Raw genomic sequence first — 26,968 nt, forward strand, 5'->3', positions numbered from 1 at the left:
AGCAACCTCGCGCGAGGTTGCTGGGCCGCCGTCAGGTAGCAATTGGGGAAGAGGAAGGGCCGGGATCCTTATCGGATCCCCGGCCCTTCGGCGGTGGAGGTAAGGGGATTCGAACCCCTGACCTTCTCCATGCCATGGAGACGCGCTACCAACTGCGCCATACCCCCGCTTGCCTGAACAATACTACCCAGGTGCGGGTGGGAGACCAAATCGGCGGAGAGTGACGCTCGCCACATGGCATGACGCTGCTGTAAATCTGTTGGTGAAGTGCTCATCTCGGGTCGCTCCACCCCGCCAATGGTCGCTCCACGACCCGAGTCCTGTGAACCCGGGCCGTGGCGAGTCGGCTGCTCGAGGAGGATTCTCCACGGCGGCTCAGATGAATGGCCGGACCTGGCTGAGGTAGCGCACGATGTCCCGTTCGCGCTGTTCGCGCACACGCTGTTCGCGAGCGTGTTCGCGCAGGCGAGCCTGTTGGCGACGGGCTGCCTTGAGGCGACGGGTTTCCGCGGTCGGGGCCGGGCGGCGAGCCCACCGGATGAGCTTCATCCCGGTGGTCAGGGCCCAGCGGCGTGGATAGGTGAATGGGAACGTGGTCGACACAATTCTTCCTCGTGGTTTTCGGGCAGGGGATATCCGCAAAAGGGCAGGAGGTATCCCGGAATGACGGTGAGATAAACAGATTCCGAAAATGCCGTCTAATGGCAATGAATCACCCGAAGATGGGTGCAATTGGCAAAGGCGGATAATTGCCATTGTCGCAATGGGCCAATGAGATGACTGACTCATTGAAACGGCAACGGAATCCGGAAAAGCTTTGAAGCCGGTATGGCCGGAGGTCAGGCAGAAGGCACACGATCGAACCGTGCGCGGACGCGATGACCGCCGGTCAGCGACCGAGCTCAAAGATGTCGGCGTGATGTGACCGGATCAGGACTGGCTGCTGGCGGCGCTACAGCGCCGAAGAGCATGCTGGAATGATCTGGACACGTGCCGGACGTGAAGAATGCCGGGTATCAGGCAACCGGTGGCTCAGAGGACAACGGTGGCCGGAAGCCAACCGGTGGAAAAGACGTAAGAGACGGCTGTGTCAGCCGACGAGTCCTTGTCCGCCAATCGGGCAGGCAGCATTTTCATGCCAAGCCGGTCGAAGGTCGGGGCCTGCAAGAAAGTTCATCATCGTCACTGCTCTCCTTTCATGGTCGTGGATCTCGTGGGGACGGCGTCAACGTCCGCTATTGTCAGGTTGCAATCAGGTTGATGTCTGCGAATCCGTAATTGCACTGTCGAATTTAGCACAGCTTTCAAGGCCTGTGGGAGTTTTGTTCATTATTTTCCCAAACAATTTCACTTCGTCTGTATGTGCTTGAAAAGGGACTCTCGAAATCGTCAGGTCGATGCTCTGTTTGCGCCGACGTAGAATCGGGAGAGACGAGCATCAGTCGGACGCGCAGCTACAGGAGTTGAGAATGTCAGAGACCGCCACCACCAGACGTCTGGTCGTCGGATACATCGCCACGGATCGGGGCCGGGACGCGATCTCACTGGCCATTTCGATCGCGCGGTCCATCGATGTCGAACTCGTGGTCACCATCGTCCGTCCGGAATCCTCGACGATCCTCGCCGGCAGCGCCGTGCCGAAGGACGGTGCCGGGATCGTGGCTCAGCAGATCGACGACTGGCTCGACGAAGCCCTGGCCCTCATCCCCGATGACATCCACGCCAGAGGGTCGATCCACATCGCCTCGAACGAGGCCAAGGGCCTCATGGAGGTAGCCGAGAAGGAAGGCGCCCTGGGCATCGTCATCGGGGCACGGGCCACCACCCTCATGCGCCAGCTGCGCATCGGCACGGTCGCCTCGTCGCTGCTGCACTCGTCGACCGTGCCAGTCGTACTCGCACCTTCGGGCAGGTCCGATATCGGACCGATCTCGCGCGTGACCGCACTCTACGGTGCTCGGCCCGGTGCTGCGTCGGTCATCGGTGCCGCCATCGAATCGGCTGTCGGACTCGGAGTCGACCTCAGACTGCTCTCGCTGATCGAGAACGACGGCCTGTACGACGACGAGGTCGCCGAGATCACCGAATTCGCCGAACAGTACGGGGGAGCGGTCGTGGCAGACCAGGCATCGGAGATGCTGTCCTCAGGACGAGCGGCGGTGAGAACGAAGGCCGGTGCCGATATCGAAGAGGCGGCCGAGACTATCGACTGGCAGCCCGGCGACCTCGCCTTCATCGGCTCGAGCCGCCTGGGCCGCGGCGGCAAGGTCGCCATCGGTGCGCGAGCCCGCCGACTGCTGCGCATCCTGCCCGTCCCCGTCGTCGTCGTTCCCCGCCGGGCCGACAGCCGACTGCAAACGGCCTGAGGTGCGGACACGACAATCGCAGCGTTCCGACATCCAGCTGGGTTCGCACAGCACTGCCGCGTGGATCTACCGGGGTGACCCGCACCAGCGTCCCCTGCTGATGGTCCACGGATTCCGCGGCGACCACCATGGAATGGACCTCATCGCCGGCAGCATCACCGACCGCGAAGTGATCGTGCCCGACCTGCCCGGATTCGGGCTCACTGCTGCGTTGGACGCGGGTTCATCGCTCTCCGCCTTCGTCGACCACCTCGTCTCGCTGCGCGCTGAGATCGCTCGGCAGAGGGGGGTGACTCCGATCCTCGTGGGACACTCCTTCGGGTCGATCCTGGTCAGCCATCTCGCCGCGTCCCACCGGGACTCCGTCGACGAACTCGTGCTCATCAACCCGATCACCAGCCCTGCCCTGGAAGGTCCCGCACGATTCCTCACCGCGGTGACTCGCGCCTACTACGCCCTCGGCGCGCGGCTGCCCGAACGAGCCGGTCGCTCCCTGCTGAGCAACCCGGTGATCGTCCGGGCCATGAGCGTTGCCATGGCCACGACGCATGACCCCGGCCTGCGTCGGTACATCCATGATCAGCACGGCAAGCACTTCTCGTCATTCGCCGACAGGCAGTCCCTGTCAGAGGCGTTCGCGACATCCGTCGCGCACACCGTCACCGAGGTGGCCGACCACTTGACGATGCCCACGCTCGTCATCGCCGGCGATAAGGATGCGATCGCCCCGATCGAACCCACCCGCGAATTCGTCGCCGAACTCGTCGACGTCGAATTCGTGGAACTGGGCGGGGTGGGCCACCTTGTGCACTATGAGCGGTCGGTCGAGGCCGCCTCGGCGATCATGGATTTCTGTCACCGACGTCTCTGACGGCGAAGGACGAACCGCCGGGAAACGACGAAAGGCCGCTGCGCATCAGCGCAGCGGCCGAACGTGTAGCGATCTGGAGATCAGCGGTGGGAGTCGCGAGCCCAGCGGTAGACGATCGGCACGAGGAAGGCGAAGCTCGATGCGAGCAGACCGCCCCAGAACACCCAGAATTCGGTGCCTTCAGGTGAGGAGAACGAAGCTCCGAAGAGGTAGAGCCCGAACAGGAAGAGCGCGAAGGCGAAGACGAAGACGATGACATCGGCAAACGATGCGGAATTGCGGGTTCTCTTCGGGGCGGCGATATCGGACATGGTCTCCTCCGGCGATGTTTCTGGTGGTCAGCTGACTCTCAGCAACAGTCTACATCGCGTAGAGGACTTTGCTCATCTCCGGTCGTGATCGGCGCTTCGCTCCGGGACCAGCCAACCGAGCAGAGCGGAGACGATCGAGACGATGATCGCGGCGAGGATGGCGGAGAAGAAGAACGAATCGATGGTGAACTCGAAGGGCGTGAACCCGCTGAGCCAACTCGTCAGCGCCAACATGATCGCGTTGATGACGATGGAGAACAGTCCCAGGGTCAGACACGTGATCGGGGCCGAGACGAAGCTGAGGATCGGTTTGATGAAGGCATTCGCAAGCCCGAAGATGAGACCGATGACGAGGTAGGAGATGATCATCGCCGGAATGGCTCCGGCCTGCTCCTCGACGACCCGATTCCCTGTGATCGTCACACCCGGCAGAATCCAGGCGGCCACCCAGATCGCACAGGCGTTGACAATGACGCGAGACAAGAAGTTCATGAGCGTCATCCTCGCAGACCGATCTGCATTCTTACTGAGTCGAGGATGGGAATGAAGTCCGTGCCATGGTGATGAAACTCAACGTCGCCTGGAGGTCTCCCACTCGAAACGGGCCGCCAAACGCAGTAGCCTGAAGGTGAGCCTTTCGGCTCGACTTTCTCAGAACAACTGCGTGCACCTACCGAGTGATTTGATCCAGGTCACCACGGCGGCACGACCTCCCGGACGAGCGGGAGCAGAAACTGGATTGATATGACAGACAGCGAAATTCCCGCCTCGGTTCAGCACACCGAGCCACAGCAGTCCTCACCGACTCTGTTATCGTCCGTCGGCCGCAGCTACTTCCCGATAGCGTTCGTCGCGCGCATGCCGTTCGCCATGATCGTCGTCGGTGTACTCACCCTCGTCGTGGCCGGCCGCGGATCGCTCAGCCTCGGCGGAATCAACTCCGCCATGGTCGGACTGGGCACCGCACTGTTCGGGTCCTTCATCGGGGCCGCCGCCGATCGCTGGGGACAGCGCTACGTGCTGCTCGTCGCCGGGATCCTCAACTGTGCGGCGCTGACCTTCATGGCATGGGTCGTCTTCAGCCCGCTGCCCGACTTCGTCGTCTTCATCGCCGCCTTCGCGATCGGTGCCACCTCACCTCAGGTGGCGCCGATGTCGCGTTCACGCATCGTCGACATCGTCATGTCGGTTCTGCCGTCACCGAGGCGGCCGAAGGTCCTCAACGCCACGATGGCCTACGAATCCGCCGCCGATGAGGTCATCTTCGTCTTCGGCCCCTTCCTCGTCGGTCTGCTGGCGACGTTCTTCACCCCGGTCGCCCCCATCATCGGTGCGATCGTGATGACTCTTGTGTTCGTCTCCGCTTTCGCACTGCACCCGACGGGCAGGTCGAGGCGGATCGGGACGTCGAACAGCCTCGGTGAGCGTGCACCGGCGAAGGACATGTTCACTGCCGGAGTCTTCGTCATCATCCTCGGCGTATTCGGCGTCGGAATGGTGTTCGGCTCGACACTCACCGCTCTGACCGCCCTGACCAATGACATCGGGCGGCCGGAGGAAGCCGGTCTCATCTACGGGGTGATGGGCATCGGCTCCGCGGTGCTCGCGATCTCGGTGGCGCTCTTCCCCGCGGCGTTCGCGCTGTGGGCACGCCTGCTGTGCTTTGCGCCCATCCTGGTCACGGGATCGGTCATCCTCGCATCGACGGAATCGATGCCGGTCATCGTCATTGCGCTGCTGCTCATGGGCACGGGAATCGGACCGAGCCTCGTCACCCTGTTCAGCCTCGCCGCCGAACGCGCACCGCTCGGGCGATCGGCGACGGTGATGTCGATGGCGGGATCGGCGATCATCGTCGGCCAATCGGTGTCCTCGGCGATCAACGGCATCCTCGCCGAGGATCAGGGAACGGCTGTGGCGATGGCAGTTCCCGTGGCCGCCTCGGCGATCGTCCTGTGCGCCGGCCTGCTCAATCTGCTCATCGGACGACGCAGCGACCGAAAGGCAGTCAAGCCGTCACGGCAGCGCGTGACCGACGCCGAAGACGAGACCTGAATCACTCCGACTTTCCGCTTTTTGGGACGGTGTGTCCCAGGCGTTCCCAGGTGTGACCACGGCAAAACCGAGGAGTAGGATGTCCGCTGGTCCATCGTGAACTGCGCCACCGATCGTGGCCCTTCACACCACTACGGAAAGCACACAATGTCTACAAGCACCTCGACGACCGAGGCCGTCCGCAGCGATACCCGCTTCTTCGGACACCCTCTGCCGCTCATGCAGCTCTTCAGCCTCGAATTGTGGGAGCGCTTCTCCTACTACGGGATGAACGGCATCCTCGCCCTCTACCTCTACTTCAGCGTCACCGATGGCGGCATGGGGATGGAGCAGGGCACGGCCGTCGGAATCGTCGGCGCCTACGGCGGTGCTGTCTTCCTCGCCACCATCCTCGGCGCATGGATCGCCGATCGCCTCGCCGGTGCGGAGAAAGTCCTCTTCTACTCTGCGATCATCATCATGGTCGGACACATCTGCCTGGCGCTCATCCCCGGGTTCGGGGGAGTGGCGGCCGGCCTCATCCTCGTCGCGCTCGGCTCCGGCGGTCTCAAGGCGAACGCCTCGGCACTGGTCGGCGAACTCTACGAAGAGAAGGACCCGCGCCGTGACGCCGGCTTCACTATCTTCTACATGGGTGTGAACATCGGTGCCCTGTTCGGTCCGCTCATCACCGGTCTGCTGCAGTCGAAAGTCGGCTTCCACTACGGATTCGGGGCAGCCGCTGTCGGCATGGCCCTCGGTCTCATCATCTACCTCACCGGCCGAAAGAATCTGCCGCCGGAGTCCCGTATCGCCGTCAACCCGCTGCCGAAGAACAAGCTCTACCTCTTCATCGTGGCCATCGTGGTCGTCGTTCTCCTCGCCGTCATCCTGTGGATGACGAAGATCGTCAACCCCGAGAACCTCGACTGGTGGATCGCCGGAATCTCTGCCGGCGCGGCCGCCTGCTACTTCATCGTCATGTACACCTCGTCGCAGACGAATGGCGACGAACGCTCACGTGTCCTCGCATACATCCCGTTCTTCATCACGGTCGTGGTGTTCTGGTCGATGTACCAGCAGATCTTCGGTGTGCTCACCGTCTACTCGGATACGCAGCTCAACCGTTCGATCTTCGGATGGGAGATGCCGATCAACTGGATCCAGCTGATCCCCGCGTTCTTCGTCATCGTCTTCGCCCCGCTGTTCGCGACGGTGTGGATGAAGCTCGGGCCGAAGCAGATCTCGACGCCGGTCAAGGCCGGCCTGTCTCTCGTGCTCATCGGCATCGGCTTCCTCATGTTCCTGCCTTTCGCAGAGGCCGGCCCCAACCAGACTCCGCTGCTGTGGGTGGCACTGACCCTCGCAGTGTTCGTCTTCGGTGAGCTGCTCATCTCGCCGGTGGGTCTCTCGTTCTCCACGAAGGTCGCGCCGAAGGTATTCCAGTCGCAGATGATCGCAGTGTTCTTCCTCGCCTCGGGCGTGGGCACGGCACTGTCCGGTGTGCTCGGCGGCTACTTCGACACCGCCAACCAGACACCGTACTGGCTGTCAGTCGGCGGCTCGTCGGTCGTGCTCGGCCTGCTCGCGCTGACGCTGACGAAGCCGATGCTGGGGCTGCTGCGCGGAATCCGCTGAGTTCAGCTGCGGCGCGTTGAGGTCGCGCAGTTCGACGGCCCCTCCGAGTCACCGACCCGGAGGGGCCGTCGGCGTACCGGGCGACCGTCCCCCACCGTAAGTGTCGCTTCAGAGCGTTGCAGCACGACGATGCGGCCCGACGAGTGATGGATGCAGAACCAGCCGGAGGCTATGCGAGTCCGGGTGAGTGATGCTGGTGCTCGTCGAGAGACTGACTAAGGCAGTCAGACTCCGATGAAGATGGGCAGCGCATCAGGGTGATGGGCATGGACGATCGTGAGGAACACGAGCGCGTCGAAGAGCAGGTGGACCGTGACCGTATAGGGCAGTGACTTCGTGCGGGTGAAGATGAAGGCCTGCACCAGCGCGAAGGGGATCGTCAGCAGCGGCCCGATCGACCGGTAGCCGAGCTCCCAGAGGAACGAGACGAAGATGACCGTGGTGAACACATTCGCCGTCCAGAACGAGAAGTGTTTGCGCAGCAGAGCGAAGACCGTGCAGATGAAGAACAGCTCATCCCAGATGCCCACAGCGTTGACCCCGAAGAACAGACGGATGATCTCCGACCAGTTCGTCAGCGGCGGCCAGTTGAGGTAGACCCCGGTGCGCATGAAGTACTGCGGCAGCACCGCCCAGGCGACCACGACGACGAAGACCAGCCATGCCCATTCGAGCCGCGTCCACGGTTGTCCGCGACGCATCGGGAACTGGATCGTGTGATCCTTGAAGACGTACCGGGTCACCAGCCACGGGCCGAAGACGACGGTGGAGAGCACCACACCCATGCGGGCGATATTCGTCCAGGAGATGTCCGCCTCGACCGAGATCGCCGAGATGAGCGCGAGACATCCGGCGATGATGCTGAGGTCCCTGGCGAATCCACGGTTGACGTTCCATGCGATGGCCAAGGCCGCGAGCATAGGCGCGTATCCGAAGGCGCGGACCTGCGGAAACGTCGTTCCCAGACCGAAGAGCACCACCGCCGAGATCGCCAAAAGGGCAGTCGCGGCGGCCTCCCAGCTGATCGGTTTCAACTGCGAGGGCGCGATGGTTACTGCTCGGTCAGTGTCCACGCTCCACACTGTAGACGAACCCGGCGCGAGCTGCACCGAACTAACCGGGCTTGGCCTGCATCGAATCATCCGGCCTGCACCGAATCATCGGGGTCAGCCTCGATTCGGCAGTAGGATCGACTCGAGGGAAGGACATCATTGGACCCAGAGGACTACTCCGAGCTCGTCGCCGGGCTGGCACCGGATCTGCGTACTGAGACGACGCCGATACGCAACGCGGTCGGACGCATCACGGGGACGGACATCATCGCTCCGCGATCGGTGCCGGACTTCGCCGCCTCGGCGATGGACGGATTCGCCCTCGACGGGGCAGCTCTGAACGCCGCCCGCATCGGCAATCCCATCCGTGTCATCGGCGACATCCCCGCCGGCCACCGAGCCGTCGCTCTGCAGCCGGGATGTGCGGTGCGGGTGATGACCGGGGCTCCCGTGCCCACCGACGCCGAGGCGGTCGTCCCCGTCGAACTCACCGACGCTCGGCAGACCGGGCCCGCCCCCGAAACCATTCGGATCGACTCTCTCCCGAGTTCCGTGCCACCCGGATGGAACATCCGCGCAATCGGTGAGGACATGAAACGCGGTGACCCCGTCCTCACCGCGGGGGAGCGGATCACCGCCGCCGGGCTCGGCGTCCTGGCGATGCTCGGCATCACCGAAGTCGAAACGATGCGCACACCCCGCATCGGTCTGATCGTCACCGGAGACGAAATCCAGGTCACCGACCCGACAGATGACACCCCCACCCCCACCGAGGCGGCCGCCGCCTCGATCTTCAACTCGAACCTGCCGATGCTCGCCGCCGCAGTCGGCGGCCTGGGCGCCGTACCCATCGAAGCCACGAGCAGAGACGACGCTGAGGAGCTGATCAGCGTGCTCACTTCGATGCAGGCTGAGGCCGACCTCGTCGTGACGACCGGCGGAATCAGCGCGGGCGCCTTCGAGGTCGTCCGCCAGGCACTGGAGTCCGACCATTCGACGTTCGGTCGACTTGATATGCGCCCCGGTTCCCCTCAGGGATTCGGACGCTTCGGGACTCTGCCGCTGATCCATCTGCCCGGCACTCCACAGGGCGCTTTTGTTGCCTTCCACCTGTTCGTCAGCTCGCTGCTGACGGGTAAGAGTCTGCGGCAGAGATGGCGGAAGGGCATCCTCGCCGGCCCCAGCCTGCGACAACACGGCAGGGCCGTCACCTTCCGTCCCGGCACCTTCACGGAATCGGGGGAGATCCTTGCAGCTGATCGGGCCAGACTGCCGAACTTCGCCTCCGCCGATGTGATCATCAGAATCCCACGCGGCACTGGTTCAGAGCGCGACTCAGATTCCCCACGCAGCTCAGGGGAGCTGAGCGCGGGCACGGTCATCGAATACCTTGAGTGCTGACGCCAAAGTCAGAGCACAGACATTGCCGAGTTCAGAGCACAATTGCCGCCGAAGCCAGGACGCAGCCGCGGCCGGAGCGGCTCGGGCACACCAAAGATCGCCGCATTAGGATGGAAACATGTCCATTTCACGCCTCAACCCTGCCGATCGGGCCCGCTACGCTCGCCAGATCCGGCTGTCAGGATTCGGTGAGAGCGCACAGGCGGCACTGCTCGATTCGCATGTCCTCGTCATCGGCGCAGGAGGACTCGGCGCACCGATCCTCAGCTACCTCGCGGCCGCGGGTATCGGCACGATCACCGTGGTCGATCCCGATGTCGTCGAGCTGAGCAATCTGCATCGACAGGTCATCCACTCCGAGGCGACCATCGGCACTCGCAAGATCGATTCCGCACAGGAGCGGATGAGCGAGGTCAACTCGTCGATCGAGGTCCGCACGATTCCTCAGCTTCTGACCCCGGACAACGCACTCGGCCTCTTCGACGGCGTCGACATCGTCGTCGACGGCAGCGACAACTTCGCCACCAGGTACCTCGCCAACGATGCCTGCGAGATCCTCGGCATCCCATTGGTCTGGGGGACGATCCTCGGCTTCGACGGACAGGTCGCCGTCTTCGACGCGAAGCACGGTGCGACTCTGCGCGACCTCTATCCCGAGGTTCCCGCTCCCGGCAGTGTGCCCGACTGCTCGGTCGCCGGAGTCCTCGGACCACTGTGCGGAAGCATCGGATCTGCCATGGCGATGGAAACCATCAAGGTGCTCACTGGAATCGGCACACCGCTGTTCGACAGCGTGGCCATCCACAGCAGCCTCGACGCCGGTTGGGAGACAGTGCCTGTCCGACCGAACCCCGGCAGGCCTCCGGTCACCGACCTCGAGCAGCATCGCAGCGACTATGCACAGCACTCGTTCGACTCCCTCCATACAGAAGGCGACGTCGAAGGGGACCGAACCGAACCGAACACAGAGGACAGCGCCCTGGGGCCGGCCACTCTGACCTGGGCGGACATCGACGACGGCGCCATCCTCGTCGACATACGCGAGGACGATGAGGTCGCCTCGGGGATGGTCCCCGGTGCGATCCACATTCCGATGGCAGAATTGCTCGCCGACCCCGACGGACTGCCCGGCGAGCAGGATCCCAAGCAGCAGTCCGCTCTTGCGCTCTATTGCCGGTCGGGCGTGCGCTCTGCGAAGACGGCGGCGCAGCTGCGCTCACAGGGCATCGGGGTGGCCTCGATCAACGGCGGCTACCTCGCATTTCTGTCGCAGCCGACACCTCAACGGCGCTGACGAGACTTCAGCCCGCCAGACGTCCCCGTTTCTCAGCGTCGGTTGTCACTGACGAGACCTCACCCGCCGGCGAACGGCGGGAGGACATCGACGGTGTCACCATCGGACAGGGCCACGGAACGGTCGGTCGCGGCCACAGAGTTGACGAGGAAGCTCGAACGCGACAGCACAGTCGCGGCTTGGGGATCGGCCGCCTCGGCGAGGGTGCCCACGAGTTCATCGACGGATCCGGCACGGATCTGTGATTCGCGGGCGCCGAACGCCTCCCGGGCTGCGGCGAAGAACCGAACGGTGATGGTGGGCACTTATCCTCCGATGGCGCTCATGGGACGCTGCGGCTGCTCGAACGAATCCGTGTCCATCCCATGACCGGCGAGCTTCTTCCAGTGCGCACCCTTCCACAGGTTCGCAATCGATTCGTCCGAGGCACCATCGCGCATCGCGGTGAGCAGATCGACCTCGGTGCGGGAGAACAGGCAGGTGCGCACACGTCCCTCCGCTGTCAGCCGGGTGCGGGTGCAGTCTGCGCAGAACGGACGCGTGACCGAAGCGATGATGCCGACGGTGCCGAGGATCGTGTCAGGCCGGCGTCGATCGGCGACGAGGAACTTCTCGGCCGGGGCGCCGTTGCGCGGCGCCGAGTCCGGGGTGAGGACGAAGCGGGGCTCGAGAAGCGCGAAGATATCGGCGGCCGTGATCATCGACGTCCGATTCCAGGAATGGCCGGCATCCAAGGGCATCTGCTCGATGAACCGCAGACTCAGGCTCTGCTCGAGGCACCACTTAAGCAGATCGGGAGCCTGCGCATCGTTGACCCCCGGCAACAGCACGGCATTGATCTTCACGGGGTCGAGCCCGGCGGCCTTCGCCCCGTCGATGCCCTCGAGCACACGTTTGAGGAACGGGCGCCGGGTCATGGTCGCGAAGGTCTCCGGATCGATCGTGTCGAGAGAGACATTGATGCGATCCAGTCCCGCCGCTTTCAGCCCCGTGGCGCGTTTGTCCAGACCGATCGCGTTCGTCGTCAGTGCGATGTTCGGTCGCGGCTCCAGTGCTGCGACACCGGCGATGATCTCGTTGATGTCCTTGCGGGTGAGAGGTTCGCCTCCGGTGAAGCGGACCTGGTCGACACCGAACTTCTCCACCGCGATGCGGACGAAGCGGACGATCTCGTCACCGGACATCGCGGAGTCGCGGGACATGAACTCGACGCCCTCTTCCGGCATGCAGTAGGTGCAGCGCAGATTGCAGAAGTCCGTGAGGGAGATGCGGAGGTCGCGAGCGCGGCGATCGAAGGTGTCGAGCAGTGAGTCCTCCTTATGAGCGGTGAACTCCTCGCCCGGGTCCACCGTCGGAGTTCTCAGCACCGGCATGGGCAGGCCGATCTTCTCCATTGCGTCATCCTCCTTGAAAGCGTGTCGATATCATCGTCCCATGACTACAGCGAAGATGCACCGTGAGCGGGTATTCGAGACGATCGCCCCACTGACCGAACCGGTGGACCTGCCGCTGACGTCCCTGCTGGAGGCGCCGAAGCGGCTGACCGCCGACGTTGAATCACCGATCGATGTGCCCGGCTTCGACAACTCGAGCATGGACGGCTATGCCCTGGCCGCCGCCACCGTGGAGGAGCTGTGCGGACGTCCGATTCCCGTGCGCGGCCGCGTCGCCGCGGGAGCACGCGGTCAGCAGGTGCAACCGGGCACCGCAGTCGAGATCATGACCGGGGCACCGCTGCCGCCGGGCACCGATTTGGTCGTCAAGATCGAGGACACCTCGCCGGGACGCTTCGGTGCCGACACCGTGACCATCACCGCCGAGGTCGAGCCCGCGCCGGGAACATTCGTCCGTCGCCGCGGCTCCGACGTCCGCGCAGGTCAGACCGTGCTGAGAGAGGGCACCATGCTGACGCCCGCCCACCTCGGCGTGGCCGCCGCGTGCGGGGTGAATGAGCTGCCGGTGCTCGGCCTGCCGCGCGTCCTCGTCGTGAGCACAGGGGATGAGATCGCCGCCGAGGCGGCCGCCGGGATCAACGACGCGAATTCCGTGACGCTGTCGGCCGGGCTGCGCCGCCTCGGCATCGAGGCCGAGGTTGCGTTCGTCCCCGACGACCCGCAGCAGCTGCTCGACCGAGTGCGCAGCAGCGATGCGCAGCTCGTCATCTCCACCGGCGGGATCTCGAAGGGGGCACACGAAGTCGTCAAACTCGCCGCCGATCTCGACGGGCGATCGGCGATGACGTTCGAACCCATCGCTATGCAGCCCGGGGGACCGCAGGGCTGTGGTCGCCTGGCCGATCATGCATGGATCGCCCTGCCCGGCAACCCCGTGAGCACGCTCATCAGCTTCGAGCTCTTCATCCGTCCCGCTCTGCTCGGCCTGGCCGGCCACGAGGCTCCCCGGGAGGTCGCCTACCACCGTCTGGCCCACGGATTCGACGAAGCCCCTCCGGCAGGAAAGCTCCAGGTTCGCCGCGCCCAACTCACGGATGCTGGCCTCGCGTTCGTCGGGGACTCCCGCTCCCACCTGCTCCACAGCTATGCCGAAGCCACCCACCTCGTCTTCGTCTCTCCCGAGGAATCGGGCGCAGACGATCCGTACTCAGCTGCGGGAGATAGGCTGATGACGTGGAAGATCGCATGAAACTCAGCCACGTCGACGCCTCCGGAACCGCGCAGATGGTCGATGTCGGCGACAAGGACGTCACGAAGCGCCGAGCCGTCGCCTCCGGCCTCATCACCACCCGTCCCGAGGTCATCGACCTCATCGCCGAGGCGGGACTGCCCAAGGGCGATGCCCTGCCCGTGGCGCGCATCGCCGCCGTGATGGGAGCCAAGCGCACCTCCGACCTCATCCCGCTGTGCCATCCGCTGCCGCTGACGGGAATCGACGTCGAGTTCGAGCTCCGCGACGACGCAGTCGCCATCACCGCCGCGGTGAAGACAGTGTCGAAGACCGGCGTCGAAATGGAGGCCCTGACGGCCGTGACCACTGCCGCACTGACGGTCTTCGACATGATCAAAGCCGTCGACAACCAAGCCGTCATCAGCGACATCAAGGTCGTCGAGAAGACCGGCGGGAAAAGCGGAGATTGGACACGGGAATCATGACCACCGGGACAGTTGTGACCACGGGAGTCGTCGAGACCCCGATTTCGACTGCTGAGCTCGAACCCGAGGTTCTCACCGACACCTGCGGTGCGGTCGTCACCTTCTCCGGCGTCATCCGCGACCACGACGAAGGCCGGGGAGTTGCTCGTCTGCACTACGAATCCCACCCCCTGGCCACCACTCAGATCGCCGAGGTGGCTGCGGACATCGCCGCCCGCCATCCTGCGGTGAGGCTCTCCGTCGTCCACCGCGTCGGCGACCTCTCGATCGGCGACGTGGCTCTGGCTGCCGTCGTCGCCTCCGCCCACCGGAAGGATTCCTTTCTTGCCTGCTCCGAACTCATCGACGAGGTCAAGGCACGGGTGGCGATCTGGAAGCACCAGCACTTCAGCGACGGCACCGACGAATGGGTAGGAGCGCTCGAATGACCCGGCTGCGCATCAGCGATGCGGCACGTTTCCTCGGCGTCAGCGATGACACAGTGCGCCGGTGGGTCGCCGACGGTCGACTGTCCCAGCACAAGGATGCCTCGAACCGAGCGGTCGTCGACGGCAGCGAACTCGCCGCACTCGCCCAGTCGTCAGCAGGCGCTCTGCCCGACCCCAGCGGAGTCGTGAGCTCCTCACGCAACCGATTCGCCGGTCTCGTCACGGACGTCAGCATCGACGGAGTCATGGCGCAGGTCAGCATGCAGTGCGGCCCCTTCCGCGTGGTGTCGCTGATGTCGGCCGAAGCCTGCCGCGAGCTCGAACTCGAGCCGGGCAGCCTCGCAACTGCCTCCGTGAAGGCGACGATGGTCTCGATCGACACCGTCCCGGATTCCTGAGCGCCGGTCAGCAAATACGGGAAGCTGGACGTCAGCAAGTCTCATAATCGGAGCAGAAGTCGACAGGGAACCGCATCCGCGGGTTCAATAGGCACATGAAGAAAACCCTTCTCGGGCTCTGCACCGCCGCAGCCCTGACCCTGTCCGCCTGCTCCTCGGGACCGGATTCCGGGGCCGAAGCGGATCAGCCGACTGAGATCACCGTCTTCGCCGCGGCCTCGCTCACCGAGGTCTTCGAGGACATCGCCGACGCACTCAAAAAGGCCGATGAGAACGCTCCCGAGGTGAAGTTCTCCTTCGCCGGCTCCTCCGACCTCGTCTCCCAGATCTCCGAAGGCGCCCCCGCCGACGTCGTCGCCACCGCCGACGAGAAGACGATGGAGACCCTCGAATCCGAGGACCTGCTCGCCGGCGATCCCCAGATGTTCGCCTCGAACGCGCTCACCCTGGCCGTGGCCGAGGGCAACCCGAAGGCGATCACGAACTCAGAGGACTTCACGGGCAACGACCTCGTCGTGTGCGCGCCTCAGGTGCCCTGCGGGGCAGCCACCGAGAAGTGGGCCGACCTCAATGACGTCGCACTCGATCCGGTCAGCGAAGAGAACTCGGTGACCGATGTGCTCGGCAAGGTCAGCGCCGGACAGGCCGACGCGGGAATCGTCTACGTCACCGACATCGCACGCGCCGACGGGGAAGTCGAACAGGTCGACCTCGACGGTGCCGACAAAGTCATCAACAGATACCCGGCCGCCGCCGTCAAAGCCAGCGAGAATCAGGACGAAGCCGACGCCTTTGTGAAGTTCCTCGGCTCCGACGCCGCCCAGAAGCTGCTGCGCGATGCCGGCTTCGCCGCAGCCTGACCATGCCCGCACCAACCCCGCCCCAACCGGAGACACCGTCAACCCGCCCGGAGGCATCCCCGCCTCGCCCATCGAGGCGGCGCAGAACGGATTCGCTGGTTCCCGGTTGGCTGTGGCTGCCAGCCGTCATCGGCATCGTGTTCCTGCTCCTGCCCATCATCGGTATGCTCACCCGGGTCGACCTGCAGAGCCTGCTCGCCGTGATCACCGCCGAGGAATCCCGCCTCGCGATGCAGCTGTCCCTGCTGACCTCGGTGACCTCCGCACTCATCAGCGTCCTCATCGGCTTCCCCCTCGGGTACCTGCTCGCCACCCGCCCGTTCCCGGGCCAGCGCATCGTGCGCACCCTCATCCTGCTGCCCCTCGTGCTGCCGCCGGTGGTCAGCGGCCTCGCCCTGCTCTACACCTGGGGCCGGTCGGCCATCCTCGGCGGGGGACTCGAATCGGTGGGACTCAGCCTCGCCTACACCACCTCGGCGGTGATCATGGCGCAGGTATTCGTATCCCTGCCGTTCATGGTCATGTCCGTCGAGACCGCCACCGCGGGGCTCGGCCGCCGCTATGAGCTCACCGCCGCCGAGCTCGGTGCGAAACCGAACCGTGTGTTCTTCACAATCACTCTGCCTCTGCTCAGGCACGGAATCATCACCGGCGCCGTGCTGTGCTTCGCACGCTCACTCGGTGAGTTCGGGGCGACGCTGACCTTCGCCGGATCGCTGTCCGGCGTGACCCGCACGATGCCGCTGCAGGTCTACCTCGTGCGCGAATCCGATCCGCAGGCGGCCATCGGCCTCTCCCTCCTGCTCATCGTCATCGCCGTGCTCATCATCATCCTCGCCTACCGGTCCCCGCATGCTCCCCGACTGAAATCCCCACACACCGTTCCGACACCCACCCCCGCCGAGGCGGCTCCGCGCTCCATAGTCACCGAACCGAAACCTGGGGGAGAGGTGCCACCGGAGGCGCGGTCCGTTGGCCGGACGGGATCGGCGCAGCTCATCAGCGCGAAAGTCCGGCTGGATGCCCGCGGAATCGACCTGGACCTCGCCTCCGATCTGCCGGGAACCACCGCGATCATCGGCCGCAACGGGGCTGGAAAGTCCACCCTGTTCCATGCGCTCACCGGGGCTCTGACCCCCGATTCGGGACGCCTGCGCATCGGACAGGACACAGTGTTCGACATCGATGCCGGGCTGTGGCCGCCCGTCCACGACCGCGGAATCGTCCATCTCGCGCAGAACCCCCTCCTGTTCCCCCATCTCAACGTCATCGACAATGTCAGCTTCGGGCTGCGCGCTCATGGTTCTCCACGCGGCACGGCGCGTGAACGGGCGCAGGCGATGCTCGACCGTCTCGGCGTGGGGCGATTAGCAAACCGCAGGCCCGATGCCGTCTCCGGCGGACAGGCGGCACGCATCGCTTTGGCCCGTGCACTCGTCGTCGAACCGAAGCTGCTGCTGCTCGACGAGCCGCTGGCCGCGCTCGATGTCGATGTGGCGGTCGAGACCAGGCAGGTGCTGGTCCAACTGCTCCACGGGCGCAGCGCACTGCTCGTCACACACGACATCGATGACGTGAAAGCGTTGGCCGATTCGCTCGTCCAAGTGGAGAACGGGACCGTCGTCCACTCCGCCCCGGTGGGACAAGTCGACCCCGAAGCCGCAGGTGAGGGTGCCGATTTCCTCACCAGCTTTTGCATGCGGGACCGCGACGGAATAGTGTGCAATCAATCACATTGAAGGTCGGCAAACAAGGGAGCACACCGCAGTGTCCGAATTGTCCTACTCGTCGGGAACATCGACAGAACCGCTGCTCGGGATCACCATCGCCGAGCACATCAAACGCACAGCAGCGCAGAACCCCGATGCACTGGCGTTGGTCGACCGGCATTCGAATCGCCGCTGGACCTACTCCGACTTCGATCGCGATACCGACGCAGCGGCCATCGGTCTCCTCGAGCGCGGGGTGAAGAAGGGCGACCGGGTCGGGATCTGGGCGCAGAACGTCGGCGAATGGGCGCTCGTCCAGTACGCCACGGCGAAGATCGGTGCGATCCTCGTCAACGTCAACCCCGCCTACCGCAGCCACGAACTCGAATTCGTCGTCGAACAGTCCGGAATGAGCCTGATGATCTCGCAGATCGTCGCTCCTCCGCACTCGGACTTCCACGCCATCGCCACCGAGGTGGCCGCCAAGGTCCCCAGCCTCGACCTCGTCTTCCTCGACACCGTCTCCGACGACCTCATCGGTGACGTCACAGTGGGCGAGCGGGAGTCCTTCGCCCATCTCATCGGGCAGGGACGCGAGATGCTCGAGGACGCGGGAACGAAGTACGAGGTCCGGCTGCAGCAGGTCATCGACGACCTCTCGGCCGATGATCCGATCAACATCCAATACACCTCCGGAACGACCGGATTCCCCAAGGGTGTGACGCTCAGCCACCACAACATCCTCAACAACGGGTTCTTCATCGGCGAGATGCTCTCCTACACACCCGCCGATACCGTGGTCGTTCCCGTGCCGTACTACCACTGCTTCGGCATGGTCATCGGCAATCTCGCCGCACTCAGCCACGGCTCCGCGATCGTGCTGCCGGCGCCTGCCTTCGACCCGGTGGCGACGATGACGGCAGTGACCGAGGAGAAGGCCACATCGCTCTACGGTGTGCCGACGATGTTCATCGCCGAGCTCGAGCATCCGCAGTTCGCGGAATTCGACTTCTCCTCACTGCGCACCGGCGTCATGGCGGGATCGCCCTGCCCGGTCAACACGATGCGTCGAGTCATCGACGATATGAACATGTCCGAGGTCGCCATCTGCTACGGAATGACGGAGACCGCACCGGTATCGATGATGACCCGAGTGGACGACTCCCTGCAGAAGCGCACCGAGACAGTCGGCCGCGTCATGCCTCACCTTGAGATCAAGATCGCCGACCCTGTCACCGGACAGACCGTTCCGCGTGGTCAGAAGGGCGAATTCTGCACTCGCGGCTACGCCGTCATGCTCGGCTACTGGAATCAGCCGGACAAGACCGCCGAGACCATCGATGCAGCACGGTGGATCCACACCGGTGACCTGGCCATCATGGACGACGACGGATACGTCGACATCTCCGGACGGATCAAGGACATGGTCATCCGCGGAGGCGAGAACGTGTATCCGCGCGAGGTCGAGGAGTTCCTCTACCACCATCCTGCGATCCGCGACGTCCAGGTCGTCGGCGTCTCCGACGAGAAGTACGGTGAGGAGCTCATGGCCTGGGTGATCCTCAAAGACGGATTCGATTCGCTCTCCGCCGAAGAGGTGCGTGAGTTCTGCTCCGGCAAGCTCGCCCACTTCAAGATTCCGCGCTATGTCGAAGTCCGTGAGTCGTTCCCGATGACGGTGTCGGGAAAGATCCGCAAGGTCGAGCTGCGCAGAGAGGGCGAGAAGCTCGCTCACACGGCCGACGCCTGAGGGCTGCGAGCGCATCCCGGCAGGAACTGCAGCCGGATGAGTGCTCGAGGTCACAAGTCGGTTGCAGTTCTGTCGTCCCGGGGCGTGCCGTACTTCTGCGCGCCCATATTCACTGGGATCACAACATATGAGAGCTGAATCACCATTACTGGTGTCCTTGGGCAATGTCGAGAAGCACTACGGCGACTTCCACGCATTGAAGAACGTCAATCTCGATATCGCCGAACGCGAGGTTGTCGTCGTCATCGGACCCTCCGGCGGGGCTCACGGTTGGCCGGGACGGTCTCCGTGTATGCGTGACGGGGCCCGGTCGCTGGCGACCGGGTCCCGCTCAACCATGTATCGTTCAGATAGGAGTCGGCAATGAAGGAGTGCATCAATGCCACAGCCTCAACTCAGCCCCACACCGGTCCGCGTGGTGAAGAACATCGACCGCGAGCGGTACGAACTGTTCACCGATGAGACCCCGGGGGAGTTCATCGGGTTCCTCGCCTACCAAGTCATCGATGACCACACCGTGGAACTGCAGCACACGATCATCTCCGAAGGCTTCTCCCGACGAGGCTTCGCCCGCACCCTCGTCACCCAGGTGCTCGACCTCATCCGAGCGGATGAGGCGTCCATCGTGCCGACCTGCTCCTATGTTCAGGACTACCTCGAACGGTTCCCGCAGTACGGCGATCTCGTGGCCCATCAGTGACCGAGTCCCACCCCGCCGGCTGCGGAGCGGGCCGTTTCGCTCCGAGCCCGAGTGGTGACCTCCACATCGGCAACATCCGCTCCGGACTGCTCAGCTATGTGCGGGCCCGGCAGACGGGCCGGCGATTCCTGTGGCGGATCGAAGACCTCGATCGGGTGAAGGCCGGGTCAGCCGAATCACAGCTCGAAGTCTTCGCCGAACTCGGGGTGAACCCGACGAACCGCCTCTTGTCCAGTCTGCGCGGACTGCCGAATACTCGGCCGCGATCGCGAAGCTGGCGGCCGATGGTCTCGTCTACGAATGCTACTGCTCACGCAAGGACATCGCCCAGGCACCGAGCGCTCCGCACGCTCCACCCGGAGCGTACCCCGGAACCTGCCGCAGCCTCGGCGAGGATGAGCGTGAGACGGCCCGGCGCCGACTCGCGGCGAACAACCGGCAGCCGGCTCTGCGCCTGCGCGCGGACAATCGAGAGCACCGCATCGACGATGTGGTGCTCGGCCGGGTGGACGCGCTTGTCGACGACCTCGTGCTGCGCAGAGGTGACGGCGTATTCGCCTACAACCTCACCGTCGTCGTCGATGACGCAGCGAGCGGAATCGACGAGATCCTGCGCGGGGACGATCTCGCCTCCTCGGCGCCACGGCAGGCATATCTGTCGAAGCTGCTGGGGCTGCCCGAACCGGGCTGGGTGCACGTGCCTCTGGTGCTCAGTGAAAGCGGGCAGCGACTGGCCAAACGCGATGGTGCGGTGACCTATCAGCAATTGCGCAGCCTCGGGTGGACCATCGAGGACGTCTTCGCTTGGATGCAGCAGTCGTTGGGATTCGGCGGAGATAGTCGCCGGTGGCGGTCCGTCGATGACATGGTCAATGGTGTCGACTTCGCTCGGATGTCGTCAGCGCCGGCGGTCTTCGTCCCGCCCGCAGCACCCTGAGGCCGATCGGCCGTCAGGCTGCGGACGCGTCGATGGCGTCTCGGATGACCCCGTCGTAGATCGCTTCGAAGGTGTCGAGGGTGTATTCGATATCGTGTTTGGCCACGACGTCGAGCGACGCCTTCGACATGTCATCGAGGTCGTCGTCCGGCATCCGGCAGATGCGGGTGAAGCGATCGGCCAGCGCATCGGTGTCACGCGGTGGGAACAGATACCCGTTGACGCCGTCGCGGACGAGGTGCGGCAGTGCCACCGCGTCGGCAAGCACCACCGGTTTACGTGAAGCCAGTGCCTCCAACGTGGCGATGGACTGCAGTTCGGCGGTCGAGGGCATGCAGAAGAAAGTGCAGCGCTGGTAGGCGTCCATGAGCTCCTTGTCGCTGATCTTCCCGAGGACATGCACGCGATCGGCGACGCCGTGTTCGGCGGCCAGCTGCCGCAGCGGTTCCTCCTGGTCGCCGCCGCCGACGATATCGGCTTCGAGCCCCAGCTCCGGGTCGGTCTTCGCCAGGGCTTCGACGATGTCTGCGGCATGCTTCTCCGACGACAGGCGCCCGACGAAGAGGACTCGAGGCGGGATGGCGCGTGATGCGGAGCAGTCGAGTTCGCGCAGATGGGCGAAGCGCTGCAGGTCGATTCCGCAGGAGACCGCCCGGATAGGCGAGGAGAACCCGTTCTCGGTGAGCAGATCGGCGGCCAGCTGTGTGGGTACCGTGATGGAATCGGCGGACTGGAATTTGCGACGCAGGTCCCACCAGGCGATGGCAGTGCCGCCGTCGAGCACGGCCTTCGGGGCTTTGAGATAGGGGCGGACATTGTCGGGCATGAAGTGGTTCGTGGCCACGACGGGGATCCCGCGCCTGATCGATTCGGAGAACGCATAGCGGCCGATGACGAAGTGCGCCTGAGTGTGGACGACATCGGGGCGGACGCTGTCGAGGAGGCGCGAGAGCTCGGGCTTCGTCTCCCACGGCATGCAGATCATCCACGTCGGGTGCAGGGGCCACCTGTGAGCGGTGAGGCGGTGAACGGTGACCCCGTTCTCGACACCGACGGAGGGCTTGCCTGTCGGCGAAGGACACGCGACGTGGACGTGATTGCCGCGGGCGGCAAGGCCCTCGGCCAACCGTTCGGCGAACTTCGCGGCACCGTTGACTTCAGGGGCGTACGTCTCCGCCGGGATGAGGATTCGGCGATTCGGAGTGGGACGGTGCGCAGACAGGATTCAGCTCTCCTCGGTGTCGGTCATGGTGTCGGAACGCCGGGCGTTCCTGCGCTGAGCTTCTCGATCTCTGACATCGGGATGATACCGCGACAATACAACGACGGCCGCGCAGGCGACCAATCCGGTGAGGGTGATGAGAACGATGAGCCAGACGGGGGAGTGGGCCGCCTCGCCGAGTACGACGGTGCCCAGGATGACGGCCCCGATCGGGTCGATGACGGTCAGCCCGGCGATGACCATCTCGGGGGGTCCTGCCGCATAGGCGTTCTGGACGAACAGGGACCCCAGTGCCACCGCCGCCAGCAGTGCTGCGACGTTGATCCAGGTGACCTGATCGAGTCCGGCTTTCAGGAACTGGACGCTGACCAGGTGCGCGTTCGTCGCCACACAGGCGAAGAGCAGCCCGGCTGCGATGATGAGCACGAGCTGAGGGGCGTGACGGAAGGCCAACATGATCACCAGGCCGATGACGACGGCGACGGCGGTGATCCAGAACAGCGGCATCGCATCGGCACCGAGGTGGACTTCCGACTGCGCTGTCGTGGCCGAGAGCGCGACGAAGAGCGTCACCCCGGCGGTGCACCAGACGACGGACTGGACGAGCCGTCTGTTGACCTTGAGCCCACGGTGACGGACGCCGAGCAGCACGGAGACGATGAGTGAGAATGCCCCGATCGGCTGCACCACCATCACAGGTGCCAGTGCCAGAGCCACGAAGTTGCCGGCCGTGCCCACACCGAGGATGCTCAGTCCCAGCAGCCACCGGCGGTTGCGCAGCAGCTCGGTGAAATGTGCCCAGCTGAGTCCGTTGTGGGAGTCATCCTGCCCGGCAACCGCATCGTGCTGATACAGGGCGCCATAGGCCAGTGCCACAGCCGAGACGACGGCGAGGGCGATTGCCACTATGGTCACGATGAGTCTTCCGGTTTCGACGGTGCGGATGCGGGGAGCAGATCGCTTCGAGTCTATCGCGCGGACCGACGCCGAAGATGGCCGTGGACTGTGTTTGTGCTGACTGTAAGGCAACCCCGGGGCGACGGGTGGGGAAACCCTCATCGTTGTGAGCTAAAGCACTCGTCGCGGTTTTGTTCGCCGGCCCAGGGGTTTGCTAAGCTGGAACACACGTCCGCAGGAAACTGCGGCATTCCTCCGTAGCTCAGTTGGCAGAGCATTCGACTGTTAATCGAAGGGTCGCTGGTTCGAGCCCAGCCGGGGGAGCCACCAAGGCCCCGTCCGATCGGACGGGGCCTTCGTCGTGCCCGGTCATCTCGGAGCACCGCCTCTCGTGCGCTCGATCAAGTCGCAGCGCGTCTGTCGGCCCGTGGACAGTGCGATATCCGCGCTCCGCCTTGATCGAGGCCTGATGCCGTGGTCGCTATCGCCGGACAGCCGCGGGAATAGGCGTGGTGCGCAGCGGGTTCACCAGGCATGAAGTCTTTCGGATTCCTCAGTTTCGGTCACTACGATTCCGACGGCGACCTCGATGCCGGACAGATGCTGCGCGATGCGGTGGACATCTCCGTCGGTGCCGACGAGCTGGGCGTCAACGGCGCGTACTTCCGCGTCCACCATTTCGCGACCCAGGCGGCCTCTCCGATTCCGCTGCTGTCGACGATCGCCGCGAAGACCCGCGCGATCGAGGTGGGCACCGGAGTCATCGATATGAGGTAGCGCATGTCGGGGTTGTGGCGTTGGCGCAAACGGCTCTGCCGTTTACAGGTATCGGCAGACCTGGTCCGCGCTGCACGAGTCGGGGTCGGGCTGCGCGGCGTCGTGCCTGAGCTCGGCGATGGTGTCTCGGAGCGCTGTGAGCTGGGCGATCTGCTGCTCGATCTCGGCGAGGCGCGCGTCGAGGAGGTCGCGCACGTGCTCGCAGGGAGCAGCGCCGCCGTCGCGGATTTCGAGGATCTGGCGGATCTGGGCGAGGGTGAGGCCCGCGGCCTGGCCGCGGTGGACGAAGTCGATCCGGGCGGCCGTCTCGGGCGCGTAGTCGCGGTATCCGGACGGCGTGCGCTCGGCCGGGGGCAGCAGGCCCTGCTCCTCGTAGAACCGCAGCGTCTTCGCCGTCGTTCCCGCCCGCTCGGCGAGTTCCCCGATGCGCATCGCAGGCCCCCTGTTCTTTCGGCAGAAGTCCTCTTGACCTTCCCCTGCACTGGAAGGTCCAGTATGGCTGAGATAGACCGGAAGTCCAAGTATTGACAGGAGCTGCGATGCCCACGAAGTACGACCTCGCCATCATCGGATCGGGCGGCGGTGCGTTCGCCGCCGCGATCCGCGCGACCACGCTCGGCAAGTCGGTGGTGATGATCGAGCGCGGGACGCTCGGCGGCACCTGCGTGAACACCGGCTGCGTACCGTCGAAGGCCCTGATCGCCGCGGCCGACGCATGGCACTCCGCGGCCGACGCCGCCGACCGGTTCCCGGGGATCGAGACGACGGCGGGGCCGGTGGACATGCCCGCCCTGATCGCCGGGAAGCAGGCGCTGGTCGAGTCGCTGCGGGGCGAGAAGTACGCCGACGTCGCCGACTCCTACGGGTGGGCCGTCCGCCGCGGGGACGCCGCGTTCGCCGGCACCCCCGACGCACCGGTCCTCCAGGTCGCCGAGGACGACGGCAGCACCGAGACGATCGAGGCCGCGCACTACCTGGTCGCGACTGGCTCTCGGCCGTGGGCCCCGCCGATCGACGGCCTGGACGAGACCGGGTACCTGACCTCGACCACGGCGATGGAGCTGACCGAACTCCCTGAGTCCCTGCTCGTGCTCGGCGGCGGCTACGTCGCCCTGGAGCAGGCGCAGCTGTTCGCCCGGCTCGGCTCCCAGGTCACCGTGCTGGCCCGGTCCCGGCTCGCGTCGAAGGAGGAGCCGGAGGTGTCCAGGACGCTGCAGGAGGTGTTCGCCGACGAGGGCATCCGGGTGGTCCGCCGCGCGCTGCCGACGCGGGTGTCCCGCGACGCCGCGACCGGGCAGGCCGTCGTCACCGCGGACGTCGCCGGCGGCCGGGAGGAGTTCCGCGCCGACCAGGTGCTCCTCGCCCTCGGACGACGACCGGCCACCGACGGGCTCGGCCTCGACGCGGTCGGGGTCAAGACCGGGGACCTCGGCGAGGTGGTCGTCTCCGACCGGATGCAGTCCTCCCACCCGCGGATCTGGGCCGCGGGCGACGTGACCGGCCACCCCGAATTCGTCTACGTCGCCGCCCAGCACGGCACCCTCGTCGCCGAGAACGCGTTCACCGACGCCGACCGGGCCGTGGACTACGCCCGGCTGCCGAGGGTCACGTTCACCGGCCCGGCGATCGGCGCGGTCGGGATGACCGAGAAGGACGTCGTCGCCGCCGGGATCCGCTGCGACTGCCGCGTCCTGCCCCTGCACCACGTGCCCCGCGCCCTGGTCAACCGCGACACCCGCGGCTTCGTCAAGATCGTCGTGGACGCCGACACGGGGAAGATCCTCGGCATCACCGCCGTCGCCAAGGACGCCGGCGAGCTCGCCGCCGCCGGGGTCCACGTGCTCGGCAAGACCGTCGCCGAGGTCGCCGACGCCTGGGCCCCCTACCTGACCATGGCCGAGGGCATCCGGATCGCCGCCAAGGCCTTCACCACCGATCCGTCGCTCCTGTCGTGCTGCGCGTGAACGCGCACGCAGACAATCGGGGGGAACGCTCAGCTGGGAGAGGAACAGACGATGAGCGGCGATAAGGGCCACGACTCGCATCGCGCGGGCGTGCTTGTCGGTGCTGGGACGGGCTTGCTCCTGTTGGCATGCTGCGCGCTTCCGCTGCTGATCTGCTGCGGCCTGCCTCTCCTCGCCGCGGGCGGAGCCCTTGCAGGTATCGGAGGTTTCCTCGGCAACCCTTGGCTCATCGGTGCCGGGATCGCAGTCGGGGTGGCCGTCACAGCGGCGATCGTCCTCCGGCGACTGCCGCGGCACCGACGTCGCTCGACCGGCGGCTGCGGCAATCGTTCGACTACTGACCGGGGTCAGTAGTTCGAGTGGCTCCAGTCATCGTCGCCAGCTCGGCCACGTCGGCATCCCGCGACCCTTCCAGGTCTCCACGAGACCAACAACCCAGCGGACGGACGCGAAGACCCCGTAGCCGGCCGCCGCGAGGCCCACGGCGATCACGAGCCAGCGCCCGATCCCGAGCCACACGCTACCGTCCACGTCCAGCGCCCACTGAGCGCCGGTGATGAGCCCGGCGATGCCCATCCAGAGCCCAGCGATGACGACCACCACCGGCAGGAGCGCGAGGCACATCGCGGCGGCGGCCGACCACAGCTGCCGGGCCTCCAGCTTCGCGGTGGCGGCGATGATCCGCTCGGCCCGTTCGTTCGACGCGTCGAGGTTCGCGGTCATCGTAGTCGAAGCCTCTCCGGTGACCTGCTCGACGGCCTTCTGGACCCGCTCCTCGGTGTGCTTCTCGATCCGCTGCACCGCCCAGCCGACCTGTCTGACGAGCTTCTGGTTCGCCGCGGCCTGCGCCTTGAGCCCCTCAATCGCCGATGCCGTAGCCACGTGGTTCCTCTGCGCCTCCGCGACCAAGCTCTGCGACGCGGCGTTTAAGCTCTCGCCGTTGAGACTCTGCGCGAACTCGCCGAGCGTGCTCGCGATCTCGTTCTGCCTGCTCTCGATACTCGCGATCCTCGCGGACACGTCGCTGGAGGGCGAGGAGGTTGACGCCGGGGCCGTGATCCGCTCCAGCCGCCTCGTCGTCTCCTCGTCCATGACCTTCACGAACCCCGCGAGCTTCTTCTGCTGCTCGGCCAGCCGGTCGAGCCTCGCGTTCTGCGCCTCGACGGCGGCGAGGATCGAGGTCAACGCCTCCATCGTCTCCGGACTGTCGAGCGCTGCGCTCATGTTCCTGCTCCTCCTGCTGCTGGTG

25 protein-coding genes, 2 tRNA genes and 3 pseudogenes are annotated in these 26,968 nt (G+C 65.2%); 19 read left to right on the top strand and 11 right to left on the bottom strand.

Annotated features, from left to right (window positions below):
- Positions 1-94: 94 nt before the first annotated feature.
- Together AC2W7L_RS13070 and AC2W7L_RS13075 are read right to left on the bottom strand one after the other, a co-directional pair.
- Positions 95-167: transfer RNA gene (locus AC2W7L_RS13070), tRNA-Ala, on the bottom strand.
- A 208-nt stretch (positions 168-375) separates the two neighbouring features.
- Positions 376-603: a hypothetical protein gene (locus AC2W7L_RS13075; protein WP_098731034.1), complete on the bottom strand. Its 228-nt coding sequence runs from the start codon at positions 601-603 to the stop codon at positions 376-378.
- 866 nt (positions 604-1,469) lie between these two features.
- On the opposite strand from AC2W7L_RS13075, the gene AC2W7L_RS13080 reads away from it, so the two are divergent.
- Together AC2W7L_RS13080 and AC2W7L_RS13085 are read left to right on the top strand one after the other, a co-directional pair.
- Positions 1,470-2,366, top strand: a complete 897-nt coding sequence (locus AC2W7L_RS13080) for a universal stress protein (protein ID WP_486004811.1) — start codon at positions 1,470-1,472, stop codon at positions 2,364-2,366.
- A 1-nt stretch (position 2,367) separates the two neighbouring features.
- Positions 2,368-3,237, top strand: coding sequence for an alpha/beta fold hydrolase (locus tag AC2W7L_RS13085; protein WP_486004812.1), 870 nt, complete (start codon positions 2,368-2,370; stop codon positions 3,235-3,237).
- Between the two features lie 80 nt (positions 3,238-3,317).
- Here AC2W7L_RS13085 and AC2W7L_RS13090 read toward each other — a convergent pair whose 3' ends face one another.
- On the bottom strand, positions 3,318-3,548 hold the full coding sequence (locus AC2W7L_RS13090) for a hypothetical protein (RefSeq protein ID WP_486004813.1): 231 nt from the start codon (positions 3,546-3,548) through the stop codon (positions 3,318-3,320).
- A gap of 72 nt (positions 3,549-3,620) precedes the next feature.
- Positions 3,621-4,040 (bottom strand): phage holin family protein, encoded by a 420-nt coding sequence (locus AC2W7L_RS13095; protein ID WP_486004814.1) that lies wholly within the window; start codon positions 4,038-4,040, stop codon positions 3,621-3,623.
- 252 nt (positions 4,041-4,292) lie between these two features.
- Between AC2W7L_RS13095 and AC2W7L_RS13100 the strand changes: the two genes are divergently transcribed.
- The gene (locus tag AC2W7L_RS13100) at positions 4,293-5,603 is read left to right on the top strand and encodes an MFS transporter (protein WP_486004815.1); all 1,311 of its coding nucleotides are present in this window, start codon (positions 4,293-4,295) and stop codon (positions 5,601-5,603) included.
- Between the two features lie 147 nt (positions 5,604-5,750).
- Positions 5,751-7,220, top strand: coding sequence for a peptide MFS transporter (locus AC2W7L_RS13105; RefSeq protein WP_486004816.1), 1,470 nt, complete (start codon positions 5,751-5,753; stop codon positions 7,218-7,220).
- Positions 7,221-7,444: 224 nt separating this feature from the next.
- On the opposite strand, the gene AC2W7L_RS13110 is transcribed toward AC2W7L_RS13105, so the two are convergent.
- Positions 7,445-8,293, bottom strand: coding sequence for a CPBP family intramembrane glutamic endopeptidase (locus tag AC2W7L_RS13110; protein ID WP_486004817.1), 849 nt, complete (start codon positions 8,291-8,293; stop codon positions 7,445-7,447).
- A 138-nt stretch (positions 8,294-8,431) separates the two neighbouring features.
- Between AC2W7L_RS13110 and AC2W7L_RS13115 the strand changes: the two genes are divergently transcribed.
- Together AC2W7L_RS13115 and AC2W7L_RS13120 are read left to right on the top strand one after the other, a co-directional pair.
- A complete protein-coding gene (locus AC2W7L_RS13115; protein ID WP_486004818.1) occupies positions 8,432-9,673 on the top strand; it encodes a molybdopterin molybdotransferase MoeA in 1,242 nt (413 codons plus the stop codon).
- 118 nt (positions 9,674-9,791) lie between these two features.
- Complete coding sequence (locus AC2W7L_RS13120) at positions 9,792-10,967, top strand: ThiF family adenylyltransferase (RefSeq protein ID WP_486004819.1); 1,176 nt, start codon at positions 9,792-9,794, stop codon at positions 10,965-10,967.
- A gap of 59 nt (positions 10,968-11,026) precedes the next feature.
- On the opposite strand, the gene AC2W7L_RS13125 is transcribed toward AC2W7L_RS13120, so the two are convergent.
- Both AC2W7L_RS13125 and moaA read right to left on the bottom strand, forming a co-directional pair.
- Positions 11,027-11,272, bottom strand: a complete 246-nt coding sequence (locus AC2W7L_RS13125) for a MoaD/ThiS family protein (protein WP_486004820.1) — start codon at positions 11,270-11,272, stop codon at positions 11,027-11,029.
- The gene (moaA, locus tag AC2W7L_RS13130; protein WP_486004821.1) at positions 11,273-12,361 is read right to left on the bottom strand and encodes a GTP 3',8-cyclase MoaA; all 1,089 of its coding nucleotides are present in this window, start codon (positions 12,359-12,361) and stop codon (positions 11,273-11,275) included.
- A gap of 40 nt (positions 12,362-12,401) precedes the next feature.
- Between moaA and AC2W7L_RS13135 the strand changes: the two genes are divergently transcribed.
- The 10 genes and pseudogenes from AC2W7L_RS13135 to gluQRS all read left to right on the top strand — a co-directional run bounded on the left by AC2W7L_RS13135 (position 12,402) and on the right by gluQRS (position 20,859).
- Positions 12,402-13,610 (top strand): molybdopterin molybdotransferase MoeA, encoded by a 1,209-nt coding sequence (locus tag AC2W7L_RS13135; RefSeq protein WP_486004822.1) that lies wholly within the window; start codon positions 12,402-12,404, stop codon positions 13,608-13,610.
- The gene (gene moaC / locus AC2W7L_RS13140; protein WP_486004850.1) at positions 13,607-14,077 is read left to right on the top strand and encodes a cyclic pyranopterin monophosphate synthase MoaC; all 471 of its coding nucleotides are present in this window, start codon (positions 13,607-13,609) and stop codon (positions 14,075-14,077) included. Before AC2W7L_RS13135 ends, moaC begins: the two co-directional genes overlap by 4 nt.
- Positions 14,074-14,505, top strand: coding sequence for a molybdenum cofactor biosynthesis protein MoaE (locus AC2W7L_RS13145; protein ID WP_486004823.1), 432 nt, complete (start codon positions 14,074-14,076; stop codon positions 14,503-14,505). The genes moaC and AC2W7L_RS13145 overlap by 4 nt, the downstream gene beginning before the upstream one ends.
- Positions 14,502-14,903 carry a TOBE domain-containing protein gene (locus tag AC2W7L_RS13150; protein WP_062242372.1) on the top strand — a complete coding sequence of 134 codons (402 nt, stop codon included), beginning with the start codon at positions 14,502-14,504 and terminating at the stop codon, positions 14,901-14,903. The genes AC2W7L_RS13145 and AC2W7L_RS13150 overlap by 4 nt, the downstream gene beginning before the upstream one ends.
- 95 nt (positions 14,904-14,998) lie before the next feature.
- Positions 14,999-15,763 (top strand): molybdate ABC transporter substrate-binding protein, encoded by a 765-nt coding sequence (gene modA, locus AC2W7L_RS13155; protein ID WP_486004824.1) that lies wholly within the window; start codon positions 14,999-15,001, stop codon positions 15,761-15,763.
- 2 nt (positions 15,764-15,765) lie between these two features.
- Positions 15,766-17,502 carry an ABC transporter permease gene (locus tag AC2W7L_RS13160; RefSeq protein ID WP_486004825.1) on the top strand — a complete coding sequence of 579 codons (1,737 nt, stop codon included), beginning with the start codon at positions 15,766-15,768 and terminating at the stop codon, positions 17,500-17,502.
- A 28-nt stretch (positions 17,503-17,530) separates the two neighbouring features.
- The gene (locus AC2W7L_RS13165; protein ID WP_486004826.1) at positions 17,531-19,222 is read left to right on the top strand and encodes an AMP-binding protein; all 1,692 of its coding nucleotides are present in this window, start codon (positions 17,531-17,533) and stop codon (positions 19,220-19,222) included.
- A 127-nt stretch (positions 19,223-19,349) separates the two neighbouring features.
- Positions 19,350-19,481: pseudogene (locus AC2W7L_RS13170) on the top strand (amino acid ABC transporter ATP-binding protein); the annotation flags it as partial.
- 120 nt (positions 19,482-19,601) lie between these two features.
- Complete coding sequence (locus tag AC2W7L_RS13175) at positions 19,602-19,922, top strand: GNAT family N-acetyltransferase (protein ID WP_486004827.1); 321 nt, start codon at positions 19,602-19,604, stop codon at positions 19,920-19,922.
- Positions 19,919-20,859, top strand: a pseudogene (gluQRS, locus tag AC2W7L_RS13180) (tRNA glutamyl-Q(34) synthetase GluQRS). The gene AC2W7L_RS13175 and the pseudogene gluQRS overlap by 4 nt, the downstream one beginning before the upstream one ends.
- 13 nt (positions 20,860-20,872) lie before the next feature.
- On the opposite strand, the gene AC2W7L_RS13185 reads toward gluQRS, so the two are convergent.
- Positions 20,873-22,084 (bottom strand): glycosyltransferase, encoded by a 1,212-nt coding sequence (locus AC2W7L_RS13185; protein ID WP_486004851.1) that lies wholly within the window; start codon positions 22,082-22,084, stop codon positions 20,873-20,875.
- A complete protein-coding gene (locus AC2W7L_RS13190) occupies positions 22,085-22,996 on the bottom strand; it encodes a DMT family transporter (protein WP_486004828.1) in 912 nt (303 codons plus the stop codon).
- A gap of 233 nt (positions 22,997-23,229) precedes the next feature.
- Between AC2W7L_RS13190 and AC2W7L_RS13195 the strand changes: the two genes are divergently transcribed.
- Together AC2W7L_RS13195 and AC2W7L_RS13200 are read left to right on the top strand one after the other, a co-directional pair.
- A tRNA-Asn gene (locus AC2W7L_RS13195) sits at positions 23,230-23,305 on the top strand.
- Positions 23,306-23,512: 207 nt separating this feature from the next.
- On the top strand, positions 23,513-23,755 hold the full coding sequence (locus tag AC2W7L_RS13200; RefSeq protein WP_486004829.1) for an LLM class flavin-dependent oxidoreductase: 243 nt from the start codon (positions 23,513-23,515) through the stop codon (positions 23,753-23,755).
- Between the two features lie 42 nt (positions 23,756-23,797).
- Here the strand turns inward: AC2W7L_RS13200 and AC2W7L_RS13205 are convergent, their stop codons facing one another.
- Positions 23,798-24,187: a heavy metal-responsive transcriptional regulator gene (locus AC2W7L_RS13205; protein WP_005464729.1), complete on the bottom strand. Its 390-nt coding sequence runs from the start codon at positions 24,185-24,187 to the stop codon at positions 23,798-23,800.
- Positions 24,188-24,294: 107 nt separating this feature from the next.
- On the opposite strand from AC2W7L_RS13205, the gene merA reads away from it, so the two are divergent.
- Positions 24,295-25,719, top strand: coding sequence for a mercury(II) reductase (gene merA / locus AC2W7L_RS13210; protein ID WP_005464728.1), 1,425 nt, complete (start codon positions 24,295-24,297; stop codon positions 25,717-25,719).
- 369 nt (positions 25,720-26,088) lie between these two features.
- Here the strand turns inward: merA and AC2W7L_RS13215 are convergent.
- Positions 26,089-26,968 (bottom strand): annotated as a pseudogene (locus AC2W7L_RS13215) (hypothetical protein); the annotation flags it as partial.

It is taken from the genome of Brevibacterium sp. LAARM3_SD1 (assembly GCF_057364765.1).